This is a genomic window from Chryseobacterium phosphatilyticum (assembly GCF_002899825.2).
GTDB lineage: Bacteria > Bacteroidota > Bacteroidia > Flavobacteriales > Weeksellaceae > Chryseobacterium > Chryseobacterium phosphatilyticum.
In genome coordinates this window covers 24,909-44,841 of sequence record NZ_PPED02000005.1, presented here as the reverse complement: position 1 = coordinate 44,841, position 19,933 = coordinate 24,909, and the positions used below count along the sequence as shown (strand labels likewise).

20 protein-coding genes are annotated in these 19,933 nt (G+C 35.8%); 16 read left to right on the top strand and 4 right to left on the bottom strand.

Annotated features, from left to right (window positions below):
* Positions 1–4 precede the first annotated feature (4 nt).
* From C1631_RS18945 to msrA, 5 genes are all read left to right on the top strand, one after another.
* On the top strand, positions 5–1,207 hold the full coding sequence (locus C1631_RS18945; RefSeq protein WP_103247337.1) for a PepSY-associated TM helix domain-containing protein: 1,203 nt from the start codon (positions 5–7) through the stop codon (positions 1,205–1,207).
* Positions 1,207–3,321 carry a TonB-dependent receptor gene (locus C1631_RS18940; RefSeq protein WP_103247343.1) on the top strand — a complete coding sequence of 705 codons (2,115 nt, stop codon included), beginning with the start codon at positions 1,207–1,209 and terminating at the stop codon, positions 3,319–3,321. The genes C1631_RS18945 and C1631_RS18940 overlap by 1 nt, the downstream gene beginning before the upstream one ends.
* Before the next feature lie 50 nt (positions 3,322–3,371).
* Positions 3,372–4,583, top strand: coding sequence for a PepSY-associated TM helix domain-containing protein (locus tag C1631_RS18935; RefSeq protein WP_103247336.1), 1,212 nt, complete (start codon positions 3,372–3,374; stop codon positions 4,581–4,583).
* 79 nt (positions 4,584–4,662) lie between these two features.
* Entirely contained in the window at positions 4,663–5,631 is a 969-nt protein-coding gene (locus C1631_RS18930) for an ROK family protein (RefSeq protein ID WP_109713728.1), read from the top strand.
* A gap of 293 nt (positions 5,632–5,924) precedes the next feature.
* Positions 5,925–6,479 (top strand): peptide-methionine (S)-S-oxide reductase MsrA, encoded by a 555-nt coding sequence (gene msrA, locus C1631_RS18925; protein ID WP_103247334.1) that lies wholly within the window; start codon positions 5,925–5,927, stop codon positions 6,477–6,479.
* A gap of 30 nt (positions 6,480–6,509) precedes the next feature.
* Here the strand turns inward: msrA and C1631_RS18920 are convergent, their stop codons facing one another.
* Positions 6,510–7,328 carry a hypothetical protein gene (locus C1631_RS18920; RefSeq protein ID WP_103247333.1) on the bottom strand — a complete coding sequence of 273 codons (819 nt, stop codon included), beginning with the start codon at positions 7,326–7,328 and terminating at the stop codon, positions 6,510–6,512.
* Positions 7,329–7,709: 381 nt separating this feature from the next.
* Here C1631_RS18920 and C1631_RS18915 point away from each other — a divergent pair, with 381 nt between their 5' ends.
* From C1631_RS18915 to C1631_RS18895, 5 genes are all read left to right on the top strand, one after another.
* A complete protein-coding gene (locus C1631_RS18915; protein WP_165828336.1) occupies positions 7,710–7,877 on the top strand; it encodes a hypothetical protein in 168 nt (55 codons plus the stop codon).
* Between the two features lie 66 nt (positions 7,878–7,943).
* Positions 7,944–9,575, top strand: coding sequence for a sensor histidine kinase (locus C1631_RS18910; RefSeq protein WP_109713726.1), 1,632 nt, complete (start codon positions 7,944–7,946; stop codon positions 9,573–9,575).
* Between the two features lie 4 nt (positions 9,576–9,579).
* A complete protein-coding gene (locus tag C1631_RS18905) occupies positions 9,580–10,245 on the top strand; it encodes a response regulator (RefSeq protein ID WP_103250151.1) in 666 nt (221 codons plus the stop codon).
* A 124-nt stretch (positions 10,246–10,369) separates the two neighbouring features.
* Entirely contained in the window at positions 10,370–11,437 is a 1,068-nt protein-coding gene (locus C1631_RS18900) for a type I restriction endonuclease (protein WP_109713724.1), read from the top strand.
* Between the two features lie 185 nt (positions 11,438–11,622).
* On the top strand, positions 11,623–11,925 hold the full coding sequence (locus C1631_RS18895; protein WP_109713722.1) for a hypothetical protein: 303 nt from the start codon (positions 11,623–11,625) through the stop codon (positions 11,923–11,925).
* 65 nt (positions 11,926–11,990) lie between these two features.
* On the opposite strand, the gene C1631_RS18890 is transcribed toward C1631_RS18895, so the two are convergent.
* The 3 genes from C1631_RS18890 to C1631_RS18880 form a co-directional block, all read right to left on the bottom strand.
* The gene (locus C1631_RS18890; RefSeq protein ID WP_103250240.1) at positions 11,991–12,440 is read right to left on the bottom strand and encodes a GNAT family N-acetyltransferase; all 450 of its coding nucleotides are present in this window, start codon (positions 12,438–12,440) and stop codon (positions 11,991–11,993) included.
* On the bottom strand, positions 12,433–13,056 hold the full coding sequence (yihA, locus tag C1631_RS18885) for a ribosome biogenesis GTP-binding protein YihA/YsxC (RefSeq protein ID WP_109713720.1): 624 nt from the start codon (positions 13,054–13,056) through the stop codon (positions 12,433–12,435). The genes C1631_RS18890 and yihA overlap by 8 nt, the downstream gene beginning before the upstream one ends.
* Before the next feature lie 65 nt (positions 13,057–13,121).
* The gene (locus C1631_RS18880) at positions 13,122–13,883 is read right to left on the bottom strand and encodes an alpha/beta fold hydrolase (RefSeq protein ID WP_103248543.1); all 762 of its coding nucleotides are present in this window, start codon (positions 13,881–13,883) and stop codon (positions 13,122–13,124) included.
* A gap of 272 nt (positions 13,884–14,155) precedes the next feature.
* Between C1631_RS18880 and mraZ the strand changes: the two genes are divergently transcribed.
* The 6 genes from mraZ (at position 14,156) to C1631_RS18850 (ending at position 19,912) form a co-directional block, all read left to right on the top strand.
* The gene (mraZ, locus tag C1631_RS18875; RefSeq protein ID WP_103248544.1) at positions 14,156–14,614 is read left to right on the top strand and encodes a division/cell wall cluster transcriptional repressor MraZ; all 459 of its coding nucleotides are present in this window, start codon (positions 14,156–14,158) and stop codon (positions 14,612–14,614) included.
* A 46-nt stretch (positions 14,615–14,660) separates the two neighbouring features.
* Positions 14,661–15,554, top strand: coding sequence for a 16S rRNA (cytosine(1402)-N(4))-methyltransferase RsmH (gene rsmH / locus C1631_RS18870; RefSeq protein ID WP_103248545.1), 894 nt, complete (start codon positions 14,661–14,663; stop codon positions 15,552–15,554).
* 79 nt (positions 15,555–15,633) lie between these two features.
* On the top strand, positions 15,634–15,999 hold the full coding sequence (locus C1631_RS18865; protein WP_100377881.1) for an FtsL-like putative cell division protein: 366 nt from the start codon (positions 15,634–15,636) through the stop codon (positions 15,997–15,999).
* A complete protein-coding gene (locus C1631_RS18860) occupies positions 15,983–17,974 on the top strand; it encodes a penicillin-binding transpeptidase domain-containing protein (protein ID WP_103248546.1) in 1,992 nt (663 codons plus the stop codon). Before C1631_RS18865 ends, C1631_RS18860 begins: the two co-directional genes overlap by 17 nt.
* Before the next feature lie 58 nt (positions 17,975–18,032).
* On the top strand, positions 18,033–19,493 hold the full coding sequence (locus tag C1631_RS18855; RefSeq protein ID WP_109713718.1) for a UDP-N-acetylmuramoyl-L-alanyl-D-glutamate--2,6-diaminopimelate ligase: 1,461 nt from the start codon (positions 18,033–18,035) through the stop codon (positions 19,491–19,493).
* 41 nt (positions 19,494–19,534) lie between these two features.
* Positions 19,535–19,912 carry a four helix bundle protein gene (locus C1631_RS18850; protein WP_109713716.1) on the top strand — a complete coding sequence of 126 codons (378 nt, stop codon included), beginning with the start codon at positions 19,535–19,537 and terminating at the stop codon, positions 19,910–19,912.
* Positions 19,913–19,933: the final 21 nt, after the last annotated feature.

Here is a 19,933-nt window from a genome sequence, read left to right as displayed (position 1 = left end):
TGCTATGAGAAAAAAGCAACATCATAAAAAGAAAATTTCTCCTACAAAGAAATGGTCTGCCAAACTGCATTTATGGTTTGGTTTATCTGTTGGCATCATCATTTTCATCATCTCTCTTTCGGGGACTTTGTATATTTTTAAGGATGAAGTACAAAATAGTCTTCGTAAAGAAGCCATTTATGTAAAGCAAAATGATATCAATTCAAAACCATTATCCATCAACCTTCTTCGTGAGAAGATAAGTTTGGAGCTTAACGAGAAATATCCTGTAAGCTCGGTTGAAATTCCTTTGGATAAAAGTAAATCTTATCGTTTCCTTTACTACGAAAAGAGCAAAAAAGGATGGAATTATTTTCAACAGGTTCTCATCAACAAGCAGGTGTATGTCAATCAGTATACAGGAGAGATCATCGCTGTTTATAATGAAAAGTATGATGTATTTAATATCCTGAAATATATCCACTGGGGACTTTTACTCAATTCTGAGTGGGGACCTTATGTGACAGGAATTCCCACTGTATTATTTATCATCATGCTGATCACAGGAATTATTCTGTGGTGGCCGAAAAATAAAAATTCCAGAAAAGGAAGGTTCTGGTTCAATTGGGAAAATGTAAAAAACTGGAAGCGCAAAAACTACGACCTTCATAATGTATTGGGGTTTTATGCCTCATTTATTGCTCTGGTGATGAGTGTTACCGGAATCTATTTTGCTTATCCGTATGTGAAGAATACTTTTAATCTTGCCATATCCGGTTATTGGGAACTTCCTAAAGAAAAGGAAATCAAATCCCCGGATTCTCTTATGGTAAAGACAGATGCCGTTTTTGATAACGCAGCACTTCAGACAGAAAAACTATATGCAGGATCATCCAGTTTCAGGATTACTTTAAATGGAAAAAATAAAAAAGGAAAGGAGCTTAAAAACCTTCCGGTCACCGTGTATGGCCAGGATGGAAGATTCAGTGAAAGAAACCTTCTTACTTTCGACAAATATTCAGGAAAACTACTAGCCCATAAACCTCATCACAAACTAAAAGCCGCAGAAAAATATGCGAATGCCAATTATGATGTCCACACCGGATCTTATTTCGGATTATTCGGAAAAATCATATGGTTTATCGCAGGCCTTATCTGCACCTCACTCCCTGTTACCGGATTTCTGGTTTGGTGGGGAAAAAGAAAGAAACAAGGAAAGAAAATATAATGAAAAAAGCAATTTTATCAGCTGCCAGCCTTGGAACTACAATGGTTTTTGGTCAGGTAAAAGATAGTTTACAAACCCAGAATGTGGATGAGGTGGTGATGACGGCTTCCCGAAAAAAGGAGAACATTAAAGAGGTTCCCAGTTCCATCACAATAGTTGGAGAAAAGCAGATTCAGTCTCAGTTGACGGTCAATTCTGATATTACGAGCATTCTGCAGTATACGGTTCCCAGTTTAGGAACCAATTCGGGACAGACTTCCAACACCGGACAGACACTAAGAGGTCGTCAGGTATTGGTATTAATTGACGGAATCCCACAGTCTACCCCACTTCGAAACGGAGCAAGAGACCTGAGATCCATAGACCCTTCAGCCATTGAAAGAATTGAGGTGATTAAAGGCGCTTCTTCTATTTACGGAAATGGTGCCGACGGAGGAATCATCAATTATATCACAAAAAGAAATAAAACAGATCAGAAGATTTCCGGAATATCACAGATTGGTTTTACCGGTCAACCTTATGGAGGTACATTAGGACTCAGAGCCAGCCAGCTTTTATCCGGTAAAGTCAACAAATTTGATTACACCCTTTCATTAGCGTATGAAAGAACGGGATATATGAAAGATGCAGACGGTGTTTTCCTAAGCCCGACTTACAGTACCGCTAAAATGGACAACTACAACGGGTTGTTGAAATTAGGCTATACTATTAACGATAATCAAAGAATTGAAGCATCTTATATCGGTTATTCCTCAAGATCAGATCTTAATCTGGGTCTAAGTACAGGAAAGTATGGTACGAAACCTACCATTGGTGAAGGGTTGGGAAAAGGATTGGAAACAACTCCTCAGGGAACACCAAAAAACCACAATATCAGACTCAGTTATGACAATAAAAACCTTTTTGCCGGAACTTCTCTAAACATCAATCTTTATTATCAGGATTTTAAAACCGTTTATGGGTATAGTGATACCTTCTTTAACGGTGGTCAATCCAATGTACTTTCTAAAAAAGCAGGTGCCCGATTTAATTTTGATACCCAACTTTGGAATACTGCCAACTCTCAGGGAGAAATCATCTATGGAGTAGATATCCTGAACGATAAAACAGTACAGAAGCTTGAAGATGGCAGATTCTGGACTCCACATATGAGCATGACCAATATTGCCCCTTTCTTATTGGCGAAAGTTGACCTGTTCAAAAAATTGACCATTAAGGCGGGACTACGTTATGAAAACATCAAAGTGAATGTGGATGACTTTAATACCCTTTCCGTAATTAAAAGTGACGGAACATTTACCAAGAGCATTCCCGTAGAAGGAGGAAAACTTAACTACAATGCTTTAGTGGGAAATATTGGAGTCCGATACAATGTTGAGCCTTATATCAATCTTTTCGCAAGTTTTTCACAGGCCTACTCTATCAATGAATTGGGAAGAATCTTAAGAACCTCAACATCAGAAACCATTAAAAGTCTTGAAACAAAACCCATTATTGTCAATAATTATGAACTGGGAGCAACAGGGCAACTTTCCAACTGGCTGAATTATGAGTTGACTTCTTATGTAAGTACTTCAAAACTGGGAGCCTCATTCGTACAGAGTCCTGACAGAGCCCTGATGATCCAGAGATCCCCGGAAATAGTATATGGAGTGGAAGGATTTTTACACTTTACCCCTGCAAAATGGCTCCAGTTTGGTGGAAGCTACAGCTGGATGGAAGGAATCACATCCGTAAAAGATGATGGAGATTATTCTACGAAGATCAACAACAGTAGAATCTCAGCACCTAAAGTGCTCGCCTACATTCAGGCACGACCTGTTCCTGCATTGTCTGTAGGGCTGGATATGCTTCATTCATTCACTCAAAACAGATTTAGTCCAAATATTAAAACCGGATTATATTCTTATGGTGAAGGGTATGTACCGGAGTATACGGTTTTCAATTTCAAATCAAGCTATGAAGTTAACCGTAACTGGAAACTATCTTTAGGTATCGAAAATCTTTTCAATAAAAAATACCAACCCGCTATCGCCTGGTGGACAGCAAGGGACAGTGAATTCGTCAATGCATTGGGTATGAGAGGAACCTTCGTCATTGAATACAAATTTTAATTAATCTAAATAAAAAGTAAAGTTTATCTTTGCGGTACTTTAAAATTGATATGAGGAAAAAGCATCATCATAAAAACAAGCCGGGATTTTTTAAAAAATGGTCTGCAAAACTCCACTTGTGGTTCGGTCTGGGAATAGGATTTTTAATCTTTATCATTTCCATTACCGGAGCTTTGTATGTATTCAAAGATGAGGTAGAGAATCTGATCCGCAAAGATGTCATTTACCATAACGAACAGAATATTGAACAAAAACAGGTCCTTCCTATTCGTGCCATGGAAAAAACCGTTGCTGAGCAGGTAAAGGAAAAGTATCCTATTCACTGGGTCAATATTCCAATCGATAAGAAAATGTCGTACATGTTCTTCTGGTATGAGCACAATACAAAAGCATGGAATTATTTTGACGAATATCCGGTCTACAAACAGGCCTATGTAAATCCTTATACAGGAAAAGTGCTTAGAGTGTATGATGAGAAAAACGGATTTTTCAATATTGTTAAAATGATCCACTGGAGTTTCCTTTTAAAACAGGACTGGGGAACTTATGTTGTAGGAATTCCTGTAATCATATTTATCATCATGCTGATCAGTGGAATTATCCTTTGGTGGCCTAAAAATAAAGCAGCAAGAAAACAACGTTTTGCCTTCAAATGGAAAAATATTAAAAGCTGGAAGAGAAAGAATTATGACCTTCACAATGTATTGGGGTTTTATGCCTCTATCTTTGCCCTGATATTCTCCATTACCGGTCTTTTCTATGCTTTCTTTGTGGTACAGGCCATGGTATACGTGGTATTTTCCGGAGGAAATACAAAATACCCGGATTTTTCGAATATTAAAACCAAAGCACCTATCGAATTGAGAACCGAAGGCACGCTGGATAAAATTATTAATACGGTCAAAGAAAAATATCCGGATTCCTATGGTTTTGCTATTGATCTGGGACACGAGCATATGGATGATCACGAACATCCGAATTTTGAAGTATATGTAAAGCATTTATCATATTCTTACCACAAAAGCAGCAGTCTTATCTTTGATGAAAACTCCGGTGAGCTTCTTCACACCCATGACCCTAAAGACAAAAACTTTGGTGAAAAAGTAGTGGGAGCCAATTATGACATTCACGTTGGAGCAATCTTAGGACTCCCAACAAAGATCATTGCCTTTGTTGTAAGTTTAATATGTGCTTCTCTTCCGGTAACCGGATTTATGATCTGGTGGGGCAGAAAAAAGAAAAAACCGGTAAAAACAGCGTAAAACTTTAAATAATATTCGGTTAATAATCTATTAATACAATCTTTTTTATAATTTTAGACCCTAGAATTTAATCATAGAAATGTCATTAATAGATTTATCAAAACAAGTTGCCCTGGGAGTTGATATCGGTGGAACCAATACCAAGTTCGGAATCGTAAATCACCGTGGCGAGGTTCTGGACAAAGGAAACCTGAAAACCGATGCATATGACAAAGTTGAAGATTTCATCGATGCTTTATATGAAAACGTTTATCCTTTAATGGAAAAGCACGGTACAGAAAAACACTTTGACGGAATCGGAGTAGGGGCACCGAATGCAAACTATTACAAAGGAACGATTGAACTGGCTCCTAATCTACCCTGGAAAGGGGTTATCCCTTTTGCAGAACTGATGAAAGCTAAATTCAACTTACCTTGTACGGTTACCAATGATGCTAATGCAGCAGCATTGGGTGAGATGCTGTTCGGAGCAGCTAGAGGAATGAAAGATTTTATCATGATTACCCTTGGAACAGGAGTAGGAAGTGGAATTATTGCCAACGGAAACTTGATCTATGGACACGACGGTTTTGCAGGCGAACTAGGTCATACGATCGTAAAACCTGGAGGAAGAAAACACTGGAGTACAGGTTCTGAAGGAAGCCTTGAAGCCTACGCTTCAGCAACGGGAATTACCATCACTGCCAAGAAAATGCGAGCAGAATTTCCGGAATCCATGCTGAATCAATATCCTGAAGATGAAATTAATTCTAAAACGGTCTATGAATGTGCTATGAAAGATGACCCTATTGCTCTTGAAGTTTTCAGGTATACAGGACAAAAGCTTGGTGAAGCATTGGCCAACTTTGTGATGTTTTCTTCACCGGAAGCAATTCTTTTATTCGGAGGAGTTATCAAGGCAGGAGATTTTATCCTAAAGCCAGCTAAACTTCATATGGAAAGAAATCTTCTTCCTATTTTCAGAAATAAAGTGAAACTGGTATTCAGTGAACTTAACGAAGCAGATGCTGCCATCCTTGGTGCAAGTGCTTTGGTTTGGGAAAAGTAATTGAATATGACAGTGAATAATATGGAGCATCCTTTTAGGGTGCTTTTTTATTTCCCCCGGGCTTCGCAGATGATCGTCTCTTTTTAAATGCTTCACCATCGTTCCAATACTCCTATAACCAATATTCATTCTTATAGTTTGTGATTATTTGCGTTGAAAATCATTTGTCATATCTATTACAATAATTTGAGTTTAGAGCCTCTGATTTTTACGCAAATGAAAAACTTTTTCCTACTTTTGATACGCTTTTCCGAAAGTCATAAGAAAAGCAATTAAATAAAATAATTACCAAAATGGATAACAATAATTTCGAACAGATTACCTTCGGGGGCGGATGTTTCTGGTGTGTGGAAAGCTGTTTCAATATGCTGAAAGGAGTAGAGTCTGCAATTTCAGGCTATTCTGGCGGACATAAAGACAATCCTACTTATCAGGAAGTATGTACTGGTGAAACCGGCCATGCAGAAGTAGTACAGATCACTTACGATCCTGCCATCATTTCTTATGAACAATTGATGGATGTATTTTTCTTCCTTCATGATCCTACTCAATTGAACAGACAAGGCAATGACATCGGAACTCAATACCGTTCCGTTATTTATTATAAAGATAATGCAGAGAAAGTAAAAGCAGAAGAAGCGATTAAAGTCTCTCAGGAATCAGGAAGATGGGCAGGAACCTATGTAACTGAATTAACTCAATTCGAAAAGTTCTGGCCGGCAGAACAATATCATCAGGGATATTATAATGAAAATCCAACACAGCCTTACTGTAGCGCAGTTGTAGGACCTAAAATTCAGAAATTCAAAAAGCATTACGGAGAACTGGGAATGCTGAATGCAGAATAATACAGGGCGGAGAGAAATCTTCGCTTTTTTTTATTCCTCTACAGCAACCGAAATTCCGGCATATTTATCAATAATATAAGGAGTTGAAGACCTCAACTCACGTCCGTTATCAGGGTCTACCCCATCCATCGTAAAAAACTCTACATTTCCACTATACTTGGAATACCACGTTCTTCCCAGGGCATTGTCTACGGTAAGCGTATCTTTTCTTGTAATCCTTTTAAAATATCTAAGCTGAATGGTGTCTTTAGGCATAAGATTATGAGTAGGATCTTTATCTTCACAACTTGCTAACTTATATTCGTTCTTGTCCCAATACATGCAGTTCATTTCATTGATTGGTCCGAAAATTCCCAACGGTGATTTGTTCTTTGATGAATAGTAATAATTCCCAATGAATAAACTCCCAACCAACAGTACTCCGGCAATACCCAAACCATTTTGCTTGACAAATTCAGGCATTTTAAAATGTTGGTTGATTGTAATTCTTATATGATTACCTATCTTTTCAGATAACAGCTCTTCATCATCTACATCTATTTTTAATGTCGTTGACTTCCCCGGCTCTTCTTTTCTAATAAAATTCTTTGAAAAATCTACAAAAGTCTTAAAGCCAACATATTGGCTAAGCTTATCAAGAATTACAATATCCTTAATATCCATCTCTTTACCAGTACCTATATAAGCATCATAGTAGCGGATAAATGTTTTTTCATGAATAATAAAGTTCATTTCACTCTCAAAAAGATCTGATAGCTCCGAAGATAGTCCGCTCTTCGAATTTTTGTTTGGAAAGTCTTCCCGTGCCTTATCAAACACCTCATGAATTAGTAGTTTTTTCTTGGACATATATCGTTTTTTGAGTCTTTACAAAATAGATGATTCCCACTCATACCACATTACGGATTACCGTAATATAATCCTTGTCCATTTTCTGTCTATCGATGTCTATTCTTTGTCTAACTAATGCGTCACATCTTGTCGCATCTTTGTCATAAGAAAATCAGTGATAAACAAAACATTACAAAAACAAAAGTACAAAACTGATTTTAAAATCACCTGATAAAACGGAGGAAAACTCCGGGTTGGGAAGCAGATGTTTCTCCTCCGTTTTTGAAGGTTCACTTCCCAAAAATTTAGAAGCGCTTCAAATTTTTTAATCGTGTAGCTCTACCTGTGATCGGTTTCACTGGCAACTACAGAAATGCTCAAATTTTAAATTTTAAGGAAATGATCCAGTTTATATTAATGCTATTAGGTTTAGCATTCCCAAATAATAACGCGAATACAACAGAAAATGATAATAATCCTCCTTTGGTAACAGTGACAAGTCCGACAATTCCAACAGATCCAGGAGATACAAGCGGAGAAAATGGTCAAACTCCACCGAGAAAATAACAACAAGATAAGCGAAAATTAAAATTTCGCTTATTTTTTTTAAATTAGGGTCAAATCTAATTTCCTTTGAGAACAATATCTTTTAGCATTATTATTATCGTTTTGTCCATACTATCATGTTCAAAAGAAAGAAATGTATCTAACAATTTTTACTATGACAAAGCATTTGATTTTAAAGATGCAGGAAATGAAGATAGTGCCTATGCTTATTTTTATAAGGCAAAATATCTGTTTTCTCAAAAAAACGATAGTATCGGGGTAGGAAAAAGTTTAATAAATCTGGCCATCATTTCAACACAAAAAGGAGATAATTTAGGGGGACAGGAAACATCTCTTGAAGCAACAAAATACTTTAATGATAATAATAAACAAGATTATGCATATATAAAGTCTAATTATAATAATCTTGGAATTTCAAGCTACAATTTGAAACAGTATCAGGAGGCATTGAAATTCTATGACCTTGCCATAAAGTTTTCAGATGAAACACCTGAAAAAAATATTTATTTAAATAACAAAGCCAATGTTTTAAAACAATTAAAAAAATATAATGAAGCCATAACGATTTATGAAAATATATATACCCAAATTCAAAAGGGGTCTTCAAAAGAGCTTGCAAGAGTTATGGCCAATCTTGCAAGAGTAAAATGGCTTCAAAACCCTTCATACAATCCTGAGCCTGAATTATTGAAAGCAATGGAAATCCGTGTTAAGGCGAATGACAGGGAAGGATTGATTGTAAATTATTTATATTTATGTGATTATTATGAAAAGCAAAATCCTAATGAAGCTTTAGAATATGCTAAAAAAATGTTGGATATCGCAAAAAAAGTCAACAACCCTGATGACCAGACAGAAGCTTTACAAAAGATGATTAATTTAGACCCCGTCAACAGACTGGTTTATTTCAATGATTATCAACACCTTAATGACAGCCTGCAAACCGCGAGGAATAAAGCTAAAAACCAATTTGCACTTATAAGATTCGGAGCAGAAAAGTTAAAAACTGAAAATGTACAGAAAGAAAATCAGATTTTAAAACAAAATATCGGTATAGCTGCTTTAGGAATTTGTTTGATTGCCGGTTTCATCATATATAAAAGAAAACAAAGCAAATTACAACTGGAAGTAAAAAATACAGAACTCAAATATTCTAAAAAAGTTCATGACAAGGTGGCCAACAAAGTATATCACGTGATGTCCGAAGTAGAAAATATTACTGTTATTGACAAAAACGAACTGCTGGATAAGCTTGAAAGCATTTATCATATTTCCCGTGATATTTCCTATGAAGACAAAGATCTTGCCTTAGAAAAAGATTTTTCAAAACAACTCTCAAAAATGCTAAAATCTTACTCCTCAGAAATAATTAAGGTTCCTATTATCGGAAATGAAGAAGAACTTTGGAACGGAGTATCAGAAATCGCTAAAATTGAAGTTTTCTACATTCTTCAGGAATTCATGACCAATATGAAAAAACATAGTAAAGCAGATCGTGTGATGATTGATTTTGAAAGAGAAAATAACCTTGTTACCATTTTATATTCAGACAACGGAGTGGGAATTCATAAGCACATTCCCAAAAATGGATTGAAAAATACGGAATCCCGTATAAATTCTATAAACGGAACAATTAATTTTGAGACACAAACAGAAAAAGGGTTAAAGATAAACCTTTCATTTCCAGTCAAAAAATAAAATTATGTTTAAAAAAGCACTAATAGCCGAAGATTTTGAAAGTTTTAATATATCTGTCCAAAAAGCAGTTGAGGAATTAAAAATTGAAACTTCAGATAATGTACATTATTGTGATGATGCATGGATGAAGGTAAAAAAAAGTATTCGGGAGAAAAGTCCTTATGATTTATTAATTACTGATTTGTCATTCGATACAGACCATAGAGAGCAAAATTTAAAAAATGGTAAAGAACTTGTGGATGCTATTAAAGAAGATGCCCCCACGATTAAAATTATTGTTTTTTCAATTGAAAACAGGCCGGAAATTGTTGAAAAACTTTTCGCAGATCATCACATCAACGGTTTTGTCTCTAAAGGGCGGGAAGACATTAAAGAATTAAAACGTGCTATAAAAGCAGTATATAATAATGAAAAATATATTTCTTCCAATGTAAAAGATTCTATCAAGAATAAAAACTCCTATGACTTTACAAAATTTGATAAGATTCTTGTCAAACTTCTTTCCGAGGGAATGATTCAAAAAAATATCCCTGATTATTTAAAAGAAAATAATATTAAACCTTCAAGCCTCAGCAGTGTTGAAAAAGCTCTGAACAACCTTAAAGAATCTTTAGGAGTTCTCAATAACGAGCAGCTCATTGCCTTATGTAAAGACTGGGGAATTATATAAGTTTATTGTACAATGATAATAGAAAACCTTTCGTTTTTTTCGAAAGGTTTTTTGCTTTTACGGAAACCCGTAAGGATCGCCCTTTAAAGGGTTATACTTTTGGAATATAAATAAAAACAAAACAATGGACCTTAAAATCAAACTTGAGCAATTACAGCAAAAAGTATCAGGATTAAAAGATCAGATTGGTACCGAAGAAGCAACGAAAAATGCTTTTGTAATGCCCTTTATACAAATTCTGGGTTATGATATCTTTAATCCTACAGAAGTAATTCCCGAACACGTTTGTGATATCGGAACAAAGAAAGGAGAAAAAGTAGACTATGTAATCAAAAATAATGATGAGCCAATTTTTATCATAGAGTGTAAACATTGGAAAGAAAGTGCCGATGCTCATAATTCTCAACTTCATAGATATTACCATGTCTCCAAAACAAGATTTGGGGTCCTCACAAATGGGATCATATATAACTTTTATACAGACCTTGAAAAGCCCAATATTATGGATGAAAAACCTTTTTTCACCATCAATATCGAAGATTTAAAAGATAGCTCAATCAAAATATTGGAAAGTTTTACAAAAAAAGATTACAATTTAGAAAGTATTTTAGATTCTGCTGAAGCGCTAAAATACATTAGGGCCATAAGAAAAGAATTTGAAAAAGAAATAGAAGCTCCATCTGATGAGATTGTAAAGCTTCTGGTCAGCAGATTCTTTGAAAAACCTATTACCGCAAACAGAATGATTTCTTTTAAAGAGTATACTAAAAAGGCATTAACAACTTCTATCAACGAATCTATTAGTTTCAGGCTTAAATCTGCATTAAATATCAATGAGCAAATTGAAAAACAAGATGATGAGATAAAATCTGCTCAGCCAATAGATGAAAATAATGAAACTAAAATTATTACAACAGAAGAAGAGCTTGAAGGATTCCAGATTGTAAAAGCCATCATGCGTGAAAAAATTCCTGCAACCCGAATTGCATATAGAGATACCCTTTCTTATTTTGGAATTCTCCTCGACGACAACAACAGAAAGCCACTGTGCAGACTCCATTTCAATACTGCAAATAAATATATTGAAACATTTCACAATGGTAAAGATTCAGGGCAAAAAGTATTACTCAATAGCCTGGATGAGATCTATACATTTAGAGAAGAACTTCACAGAACACTAGAAAACTATTAAACAATGGCTGTATTGCCATTCTTTGTCTGTAGATTTTTCTCTTGACAGAATGAAAGAATGTTCAAAAAACATAACCTTGATTTCTTTGTATTCATTTTTACCTCACAAGATAAATTTGATTTAAATATAACCACTAAAATAACCATGAAACCATTCTATAAAAATTAATAAAAAAACCTATTACTATGAAAAAACTACTTTTTACCGGCCTTTTAGGCCTGGGACTATTATTACCGGCTAACTTTTCAGCCACCACAAGCACCGTTTCTTTTATCAAAGAATTAACCGGGAAAAAACCAAAAAAGAGCAAAGGCAGCAAAAAAAGTAAATCTACAAGCTCAAGATCATCGAGATCCTACTCAAAAAGCAGTGGCGGATGTACTTATAATGGAAATCAATTATATGTAGGTTCAAGAGGCGGATGTTACTATTATTCGGGAAGCAGTAAACAATATGTAGACAGATCTTATTGTTCAGGCTGCAATTAACTTAAAACTAAAAACACTCAATATATAACCATTGAAAAAGGTATCCTGCCGGGATACCTTTTCTTTTATTTTCTGATCATTTCCGTATGCGGAATATCATCTTCCAGATATTTATTCCCTGTATCTACAAATCCGAATCCACTGTAAAATCTTAAAAGATAATCCTGTGCTGATATTTTTATTTCAGAAGTATGAAACCTATTTTCTATAGTTTCCACTGCATATTGTATCAATTGTTTTCCAAGGCTTTTTCCTCTTGCCTGTTCTGTAGTCAAAACTCGTCCGAATGAAGTTTCATCATATTTTATTCCCTTATCAAAAACACGGCAATAAGCAAGAACCTGCCCGTCTTTCTCTGCCCAGATGTGAACCCCTTTCTGATCATAGTTATCCAGATCAGGATAAGGACAATTCTGTTCAATAACGAAAACATCTATACGTGCTTTCAGCACAGCGTACAGCTCAGGAACAGTAAACTCTTCGAAGGTTTTAATTTTCCAGACAATATTACTCATCGAAACTTACACTATTATTTTTCAAAAAATCATTTGTTTTTTCTATAAATTTCAAAATTTCTTCTCCTCCTTCTTTCTTTTCAGCAGAAGTAACATATAATTCAGGAAGATCTTCCCATGTTTTATGAAGTTCTGCTTTATAGTCTTCAACATTTTTGATGACCACATTCGGCTTCAACTTATCCGCTTTTGTAAAGACGATGGAAAACGGAACTCCGCTTTCACCACACCACTGGATAAATTCGAGATCAATTTTTTGAGGGTTGTGCCGTGAATCTACCAGAACAAAAAGATTGACAAGATTTCTTCTGTTAAGAATATAATTGGTAATCAGCTTTTCAAAATCTTTTCGCTGAACTTTTGAAACTTTTGCATATCCATATCCCGGCAAATCGGTAAGATACCAGCTCTCATTCACCAGAAAATGATTGATCAGCTGAGTTTTCCCGGGAGTTCCGGAAGTTTTAGCCAAATCTTTATGATTCATCATGGCATTGATCAATGATGATTTTCCTACATTAGATCTTCCGATAAAAGCATATTCAGGAATATTCGGTTCAGGACATTCCTGCCATTTTCCACTACTCTTTACAAACTCTGCCTTCTTAATAACCATTTTTGAATATATTTTAGAAAAATAAACCACTAAGAAAAGCTCTTAATGGTTATTTAATATTTATTTTAAACTTTATCTTTTATCCAGTTGAAAAGGATTTCATTAAACTCATCCGGTTTTTCCATCATCGCCGCATGCCCGCAATGATCAATCCAGAACAGATCTGAATTCGGAATAAATTTATGCATATCTTCCGCAACCTCCGGAGGAGTTACATTGTCCTGTTTCCCCCAGATTAAACAAGTGGGAGTCGTAATCTTAGGAAGATCATTCAACATATTGTGTTTGATGGCACTTCTTGCCAGCATTACTGTTTTTATTCCTTTCATTCTGTCATTTACCACCCCGAAAACTTCATCCACAAGATCTTCCGTAGCAACTTTCGGATCGTAAAAAACCTCTTCTGTTTTCTTTCTGATATAAGATCTGTCGTTCTTTCTCGGAAAACTATCTCCGAAAGTTCTTTCATATAATCCTGAACTTCCCGTTAAAACAAGATTTTTCACCAAATCCGGTCTTGCCAAAGTTAAGATAAGTCCTACATGTCCTCCCATTGAGTTTCCTACAATAGATACTGGTCCGGAAATATGACTTTCTATAAACTTGATAATATATTTTGCTAAAGTGGTAAGATTCGTATTGAGTACCGGCAGATCGTAAATTGGCAGCTGAGGAACATATACCTTATATCCTCTTTCTGAAAAAAAATCTACCATTTTATCGAAATTACTCAAACCACCCATTAACCCGTGCAACAGCACCAATGGATGTCCTTCCCCCGCTTCTACATAGGAATATTTCTTTTCTTTTTTTGTACTAAATATCATAAGTCGCCTTAATAAAGCCCTGCAAAAATACAAATTAAACCTCAAAAACATTTTGATTATCCTAATTTAAGATAAAAATAATACAATATTCTCCTTTTTAACTTTTTTTTTAAAACCCCGTTTATTATGGCTTAAATAACACTTTTAACAACTGCCAACATATCAGCATTTTACATTCTTCAAATTAAATCTTTAATAAAACTTATTAACATTAAGTCAAAAAGTGGGAAAAAGTGGGAAATTTTGGAAATTATTATATAAATTTGTCCCAAATGAAAAATTTCATTGGAACATATGAGTGTAAAATTGACGACAAAGGCCGCTTAAAAGTTCCTTCATCTTTAATTAAACAGATGGAAAACTTCGAAGACAAGGCGTTTGTAGTCAAAAGATCTGTGTTCCAACCTTGTCTGGAAGTTTATCCTATGAATGCATGGGACAAACTGATGGGTAAAATTAATAAACTGAACAGGTTCATAAAAAAGAATGCTGATTTCATACGAATGTTTACGGCAGGAGTAAAAACAGTAGAATTGGATAACGCAGGAAGATTGCAGATTTCCAAAGACCTGACACTTTTTGCAAATCTACAGAAAGATATTGTGATCACAAGTGCAGGAGAACTCTTTGAAATTTGGGATAAAGAAGCCTACGAAAAGGTAATTGCCACCAATGAAACTGACTTTGCAAGTCTGGCCGAAGATGTGATGGGCTCTTTCGATGAAGAATAACTGTAAGGTTATTAAAGATATATTTTAATAAAAAACACAACTAAGCATGTACCATAACCCCGTTTTGTTGAAACAGAGTGTTGATGATTTGGTGACGAATCCTGACGGAATATACGTGGATTGCACCTTTGGTGGCGGTGGTCACTCAAGAGAAATATTGAGCAGGCTTTCCGAAAAAGGAAAATTGTTCAGTTTTGACCAGGATCTTGATGCGCTTAAAAATACAATTGATGACCCAAGATTTACATTAATTAATCAGAATTTCAGATTTCTTGAAAATTCTTTGTTAATGTACGGAGTACCTCAGGTGGATGGTATTTTAGCAGACTTAGGAGTGTCTTCCCATCAGTTTGATGAAGCAGACAGAGGCTTTTCAACAAGAAGCAATGCTCCGCTGGATATGAGGATGAACGTAATGCAGGGGCTGGACGCGAAAAGAGTAATCAATGATTACGATGAAGAGCAGCTTGCAGATATTTTTTATTACTATGGTGAACTGAGAGAAGCAAGAAAGCTGGCAAGAGAAATCGTTCATCAGAGAAAAACAAAAAGCATAGAAACCACAGAGGATTTGAAAAAGCTATTCAGCTATATTCCTCCTCACAAGGTTAATAAATTCTATGCGCAACTTTTTCAGGCTATAAGAATAGAAGTTAACCAGGAACTTGAAGTATTAAAAGAAATGCTGGTTCAGGCTTACAATATTCTAAAACCCGAAGGAAGATTAGTAGTGATTTCTTACCATTCCTTAGAAGACCGCCTGGTAAAAAGGTTCCTGAAAAACGGAATGTTCGAAGGAGAGCCGGAAAGAGATATCTATGGAAACTATAAAAAAGCATTCGAAATGCTAAAGAGCAAAGCGATCATTCCTGATCATCAGGAAATCGAAGAAAACTCAAGAGCAAGAAGTGCAAAAATGAGAACAGGAATAAAAGTATAAAAAATTTCACCCTTAAAACTTCCTTTCGGGGGATGGCAAAAAATAAGATTTTTGGTCGGGGTGGTTTAAATAAAAAACATTGGCAAAGAGAACAACAAATCGCCCACAGAAGAAACTCACTTTTATAGATATTATAAAAGGAAATTTCCTCAACCGCGATGAGATCAAAATACATTATAAGTATTTTCTCCTGTTGTTTGTGTTGATGATGGCAATGATTTACAGCAACCATCTCGTCAACAAGAAAATTAAAATTGTCAATGCTTTAAAAGAAGAAACAGAAGAATACAAATCGAGAAATGCTTACGCCCAAAGTAAGCTGATCAAAGTAAAAATGGAATCAGAGCTGGGGAAAGAAGTGGCACGGGACTCATTAATGACCCTTGAAAACCATCCTCATAAATTGCTAATAAAACTGGACAGTACAGATGCAAAAGCAAAATGAATACGACAATAAACGTAAGAAAACGTTAAGATGGGGCTACCTCTTCGCAGTGGTAGCTTTGTGCGTGTTTGTAATGTTCTTGGCAAGAATTGTAATCCTTCAAAATACTAATGTTCAGGAAATTAAAGACGATTACATTAATAAAAACTACCGTGAAGCCACTCTGAAGGCTGCCCGTGGTAATCTATTCGCTTCCGACGGATCTATTCTGGCAACTACTGTTATGCGCTATGATATTTATCTTGACTTCAAAACGATGAAAGATACAATCTACAGCAATAATATCGGAGCATTGACAGACTCTTTAAGCAAAATGTTTGGAAAATCCCGGGGAGAATTCAGACAAAAGTTTGACGAACAGAAGAAAAAGAAAAACCAATACTATACCTTGGTCAAAGGACTTGATTTTGACCAGTATGACAGAATCAGACAATTCCCCATATTCAAAAGAGGAAAAAATAAAGGAGGTTTTATCGTTGACAGAAATTACAAAAGAGAATTAGCCACTTCAGAAATCGGAGCCGGAACCATTGGTATTGACAACGGAGAGCTTAGATCAGGACTTGAAGGAGCTTTTTCGAAATATTTAACAGGAACAGACGGTAAAAGATTAGAACAGAGAATCAATTCTTCACAATGGAAGCCGATCGATTTCTGGAAAGTTCAGGAGCCTATTGACGGAGAGGATGTTTATACTACCCTGGACCTTAGGATTCAGGATATTGCACACTCTGCATTAGAGAAGCAGCTGACCCACTATGAGGCAAAACACGGCACCGTAATCGTTATGGAGGTCGAAACAGGAAAAGTCCGTGCACTTGTCAACTTAAGAAGAACGGATTCAGGAGATTACGAAGACTCGTACAACTATGCACTGAAAGATAATATCGAACCTGGATCTACCTTTAAAACCATTTCGCTCTTGGCAGCAATGGATGATGGATTCATCGATGAAAATACCACCGTAAATGTTGGAAATGGCGTATGGACATATGCCAAGCAAAGAATCTCAGACGGTCACGGTGGAGGAACTTACGATATCAGTGATGTTTTGGCTAAATCGAGTAACGTGGGAACAGCCAAGCTGATCACAAAATACTATGCTGAGAAGCCTCAGATATTTCTTGACCACCTGAAGCGCTGGAAGCTTTTTGATAAAATGGATATCGAACTACCGGGGATCACAAAACCGAAGATCTTAACGCCACAAAATAAAAGATGGAATGCCGCTACACTGGCTTCTATTTCATTCGGATACTCATCCAATGTTAACCTGCTCCAGCTGACCACTTTTTATAATGGAGTTGCCAATGGTGGTAAAATGCTTAAACCTATCTTCATCGACAAAATCATGAAAGATGGAAAAGTAATGTATAGCGCAAAGCCGGAAGTAATGGTTAATAAAATGGCTTCAGATAAGGCCATTAAAATGATGACAAACGCTCTTACAAAAGCTGTTGAAAAAGGAACCGGGCGAAGTATTTTCACTCCAAACCTTAAAATGGCCGGAAAAACGGGAACCGCAAGATTTGAATACTGGCTTCCGGGTCCCATGAAATACCGAGCATCATTTGCAGGATTTTATCCGGCCGATGCACCAAAATATACATGTTATGTGATGGTAAGTGAGCCCAATACAGCAATAGGGTTCTACGGAGGTCCTGTTGCCGCTCCGGTGTTTAAAGAAATAGCAGGAAAAACATTCCTGAAAACACCTCAGAATATTGAAAAAGAAATGCTCGTAGATAAAAAGGTGAACCTAAGCAAAATGGTTGAACCCAATGTCAAAGTAGCAGTAAATGATAAGCAAATGCCTAACGTAGTAGGATTAATCGGTAAAAATGTAATCCCACAATTAGAAAACTTAGGATATCGTGTCGACTACAAAGGAGTGGGAAGAATCAAAGAACAATTCCCGTTAGAAGGCACCGCAATTAGTAAGAACCAGAGAATTTATTTATCTCTGCAAAATTAGAAAACAAAGTTCCGAAGGGACGATTTAAACCAAAATAGGACATTGTCCTGTTGATAAAATGATAGTAACAGAATTAGTAAACAGAATCCCAGTAGTAGAGATCCACGGTGATAACAATCGTGAGGTAGCTGAGCTGGTGATCGACAGCAGAAAGGTTACAGCGAACTCTCTTTATATTGCAATGAGAGGAACAGTAGTGGACGGACATTCGTTCATTGCTTCCGCTATTGAAAAAGGAGCAACAGCGATCGTTTGCGAAGAACTTCCAAAAGTACTGGATGAAAATATCACATACATACTGGTGAAGGATTCTTCGAAAGCTTTAGGACACCTTGCTTCCAACTTCTTTGGAAACCCTTCTCACAAGCTAAAACTAATAGGCGTTACCGGAACCAACGGTAAAACATCAGTTTCTACCCTTCTTTTTGATGTATTCAGAAATTTAGGATATGATGCAGCATTACTATCTACTGTTGAAATCAGAATTGGTGAAGAAGTAATTCCTGCAACACATACCACTCCGGATGTAATTACCATCAACAGAATTTTAGCAGAAGCTGTTGAAAAAGGATGTGAATATGCCTTCATGGAAGTAAGTTCTCACGGAATTGCTCAAAATAGAATTGAAGGACTACACTTCAAAGTGGCAGGGTTTACCAACCTTACCCACGATCATTTAGATTATCATAAAACGTTTGAAGAATATCTGATAACAAAGAAAAGATTCTTCGACGGGCTTGAGGATACCGCCATTGCCATCACCAATATTGATGACAAAAACGGAAATGTAATGCTTCAGAACACAAAGGCTAAAAAGAAGACTTACGCTCTGAAAACAATGGCAGACTACCACGGAAAACTATTGGAAGTTGATTTCAACGGAATGCTGTTGAACTTCAACGGAAAAGAATTCTGGACGACTTTGACCGGTAAATTCAATGTCTATAACTTATTGCTTGTCTTCGGAATTGCAGAAGAACTTGGTTTTGAACAAGATGAAATTCTTCAGGCCATCAGCAAATTAAAAAGAGTTTCCGGAAGATTCGAAACCTTCAAATCTGATGGAGGAATATTCTTTATTGTAGATTATGCCCACACTCCGGATGCCCTGGAAAATATTCTGGATAGCATCAATGATATCAGAACAAAAAATGAAAGATTAATCACTGTTTTCGGTTGCGGAGGCGACAGAGATCACTCAAAAAGGCCTGAAATGGGAAATATTGCCACCAAAAAATCAACACTGGCAATCATCACTTCAGACAACCCGAGAACAGAGGACCCCTCACAGATCATCAAGGAAATTGAAGCAGGCGTTGAACCTCAGAATTTCAGCAAATACACTTCAATCCCAGACAGAAAAGAAGCCATCAAAATGGCGATAAAGTTTGCAGAACCTAAAGATATTGTTTTGGTAGCCGGAAAAGGCCACGAAAACTATCAGGAGATAAATGGTGTAAAACATCATTTTGATGACAAAGAAGTAATCAATGAGCTTTGGAAATTAATGTCCAAATAAATTGAAAGATTAAACTCATTTAAAGATTTAAAAATTTGATAATGACAAAGAATTTTGAAAATTTTTCTGTGTATACCAAAAGTTTAGATCTAATTGAAAAAGTTTATCAATTTCTTCAAAGTCAAAGTTTTGAAAAAGAATTTGAATTTAATAACCAAATAAAAAGAGCGAGTTTTTCAATTAGCAACAATATTGCGGAAGGCTCAGAATATAATAATAACAGACAATTTATTAGATATTTAAAAATTGCAAAAGGCAGTTGTGCTGAAGTAACAAGTATGCTGATTGTAAGTAAAAGATTAAAATTAGGTGACGAAAATAAAACCGAAGAAATAATAACTCTTTCCAGAGAAATTTCTTCAAACATTTCAAACTTCATAAAGTATTTAAGTGAAAATTTGGAGAAGCCCAATCTTTAGATCTTTAAATAAATTAAATTT

Bases quoted from the DNA above. Each gene is read 5' to 3' on its own strand.
- C1631_RS18930 (WP_109713728.1), top strand. From the start codon at position 4,663: ATGTCATTAATAGATTTATCAAAACAAGTTGCCCTGGGAGTTGATATC.
- C1631_RS18850 (WP_109713716.1), top strand. From the start codon at position 19,535: ATGACAAAGAATTTTGAAAATTTTTCTGTGTATACCAAAAGTTTAGAT.
- C1631_RS18890 (WP_103250240.1), bottom strand. From the start codon at position 12,440: ATGAGTAATATTGTCTGGAAAATTAAAACCTTCGAAGAGTTTACTGTT.
- C1631_RS18935 (WP_103247336.1), top strand. From the start codon at position 3,372: ATGAGGAAAAAGCATCATCATAAAAACAAGCCGGGATTTTTTAAAAAA.
- C1631_RS18940 (WP_103247343.1), top strand. From the start codon at position 1,207: ATGAAAAAAGCAATTTTATCAGCTGCCAGCCTTGGAACTACAATGGTT.
- C1631_RS18915 (WP_165828336.1), top strand. From the start codon at position 7,710: ATGATCCAGTTTATATTAATGCTATTAGGTTTAGCATTCCCAAATAAT.
- msrA (WP_103247334.1), top strand. From the start codon at position 5,925: ATGGATAACAATAATTTCGAACAGATTACCTTCGGGGGCGGATGTTTC.
- C1631_RS18920 (WP_103247333.1), bottom strand. From the start codon at position 7,328: ATGTCCAAGAAAAAACTACTAATTCATGAGGTGTTTGATAAGGCACGG.
- C1631_RS18945 (WP_103247337.1), top strand. From the start codon at position 5: ATGAGAAAAAAGCAACATCATAAAAAGAAAATTTCTCCTACAAAGAAA.
- C1631_RS18855 (WP_109713718.1), top strand. From the start codon at position 18,033: ATGATAGTAACAGAATTAGTAAACAGAATCCCAGTAGTAGAGATCCAC.
- C1631_RS18880 (WP_103248543.1), bottom strand. From the start codon at position 13,883: ATGATATTTAGTACAAAAAAAGAAAAGAAATATTCCTATGTAGAAGCG.
- C1631_RS18895 (WP_109713722.1), top strand. From the start codon at position 11,623: ATGAAAAAACTACTTTTTACCGGCCTTTTAGGCCTGGGACTATTATTA.
- C1631_RS18900 (WP_109713724.1), top strand. From the start codon at position 10,370: ATGGACCTTAAAATCAAACTTGAGCAATTACAGCAAAAAGTATCAGGA.
- rsmH (WP_103248545.1), top strand. From the start codon at position 14,661: ATGTACCATAACCCCGTTTTGTTGAAACAGAGTGTTGATGATTTGGTG.
- C1631_RS18860 (WP_103248546.1), top strand. From the start codon at position 15,983: ATGCAAAAGCAAAATGAATACGACAATAAACGTAAGAAAACGTTAAGA.
- mraZ (WP_103248544.1), top strand. From the start codon at position 14,156: ATGAAAAATTTCATTGGAACATATGAGTGTAAAATTGACGACAAAGGC.
- yihA (WP_109713720.1), bottom strand. From the start codon at position 13,056: ATGGTTATTAAGAAGGCAGAGTTTGTAAAGAGTAGTGGAAAATGGCAG.
- C1631_RS18905 (WP_103250151.1), top strand. From the start codon at position 9,580: ATGTTTAAAAAAGCACTAATAGCCGAAGATTTTGAAAGTTTTAATATA.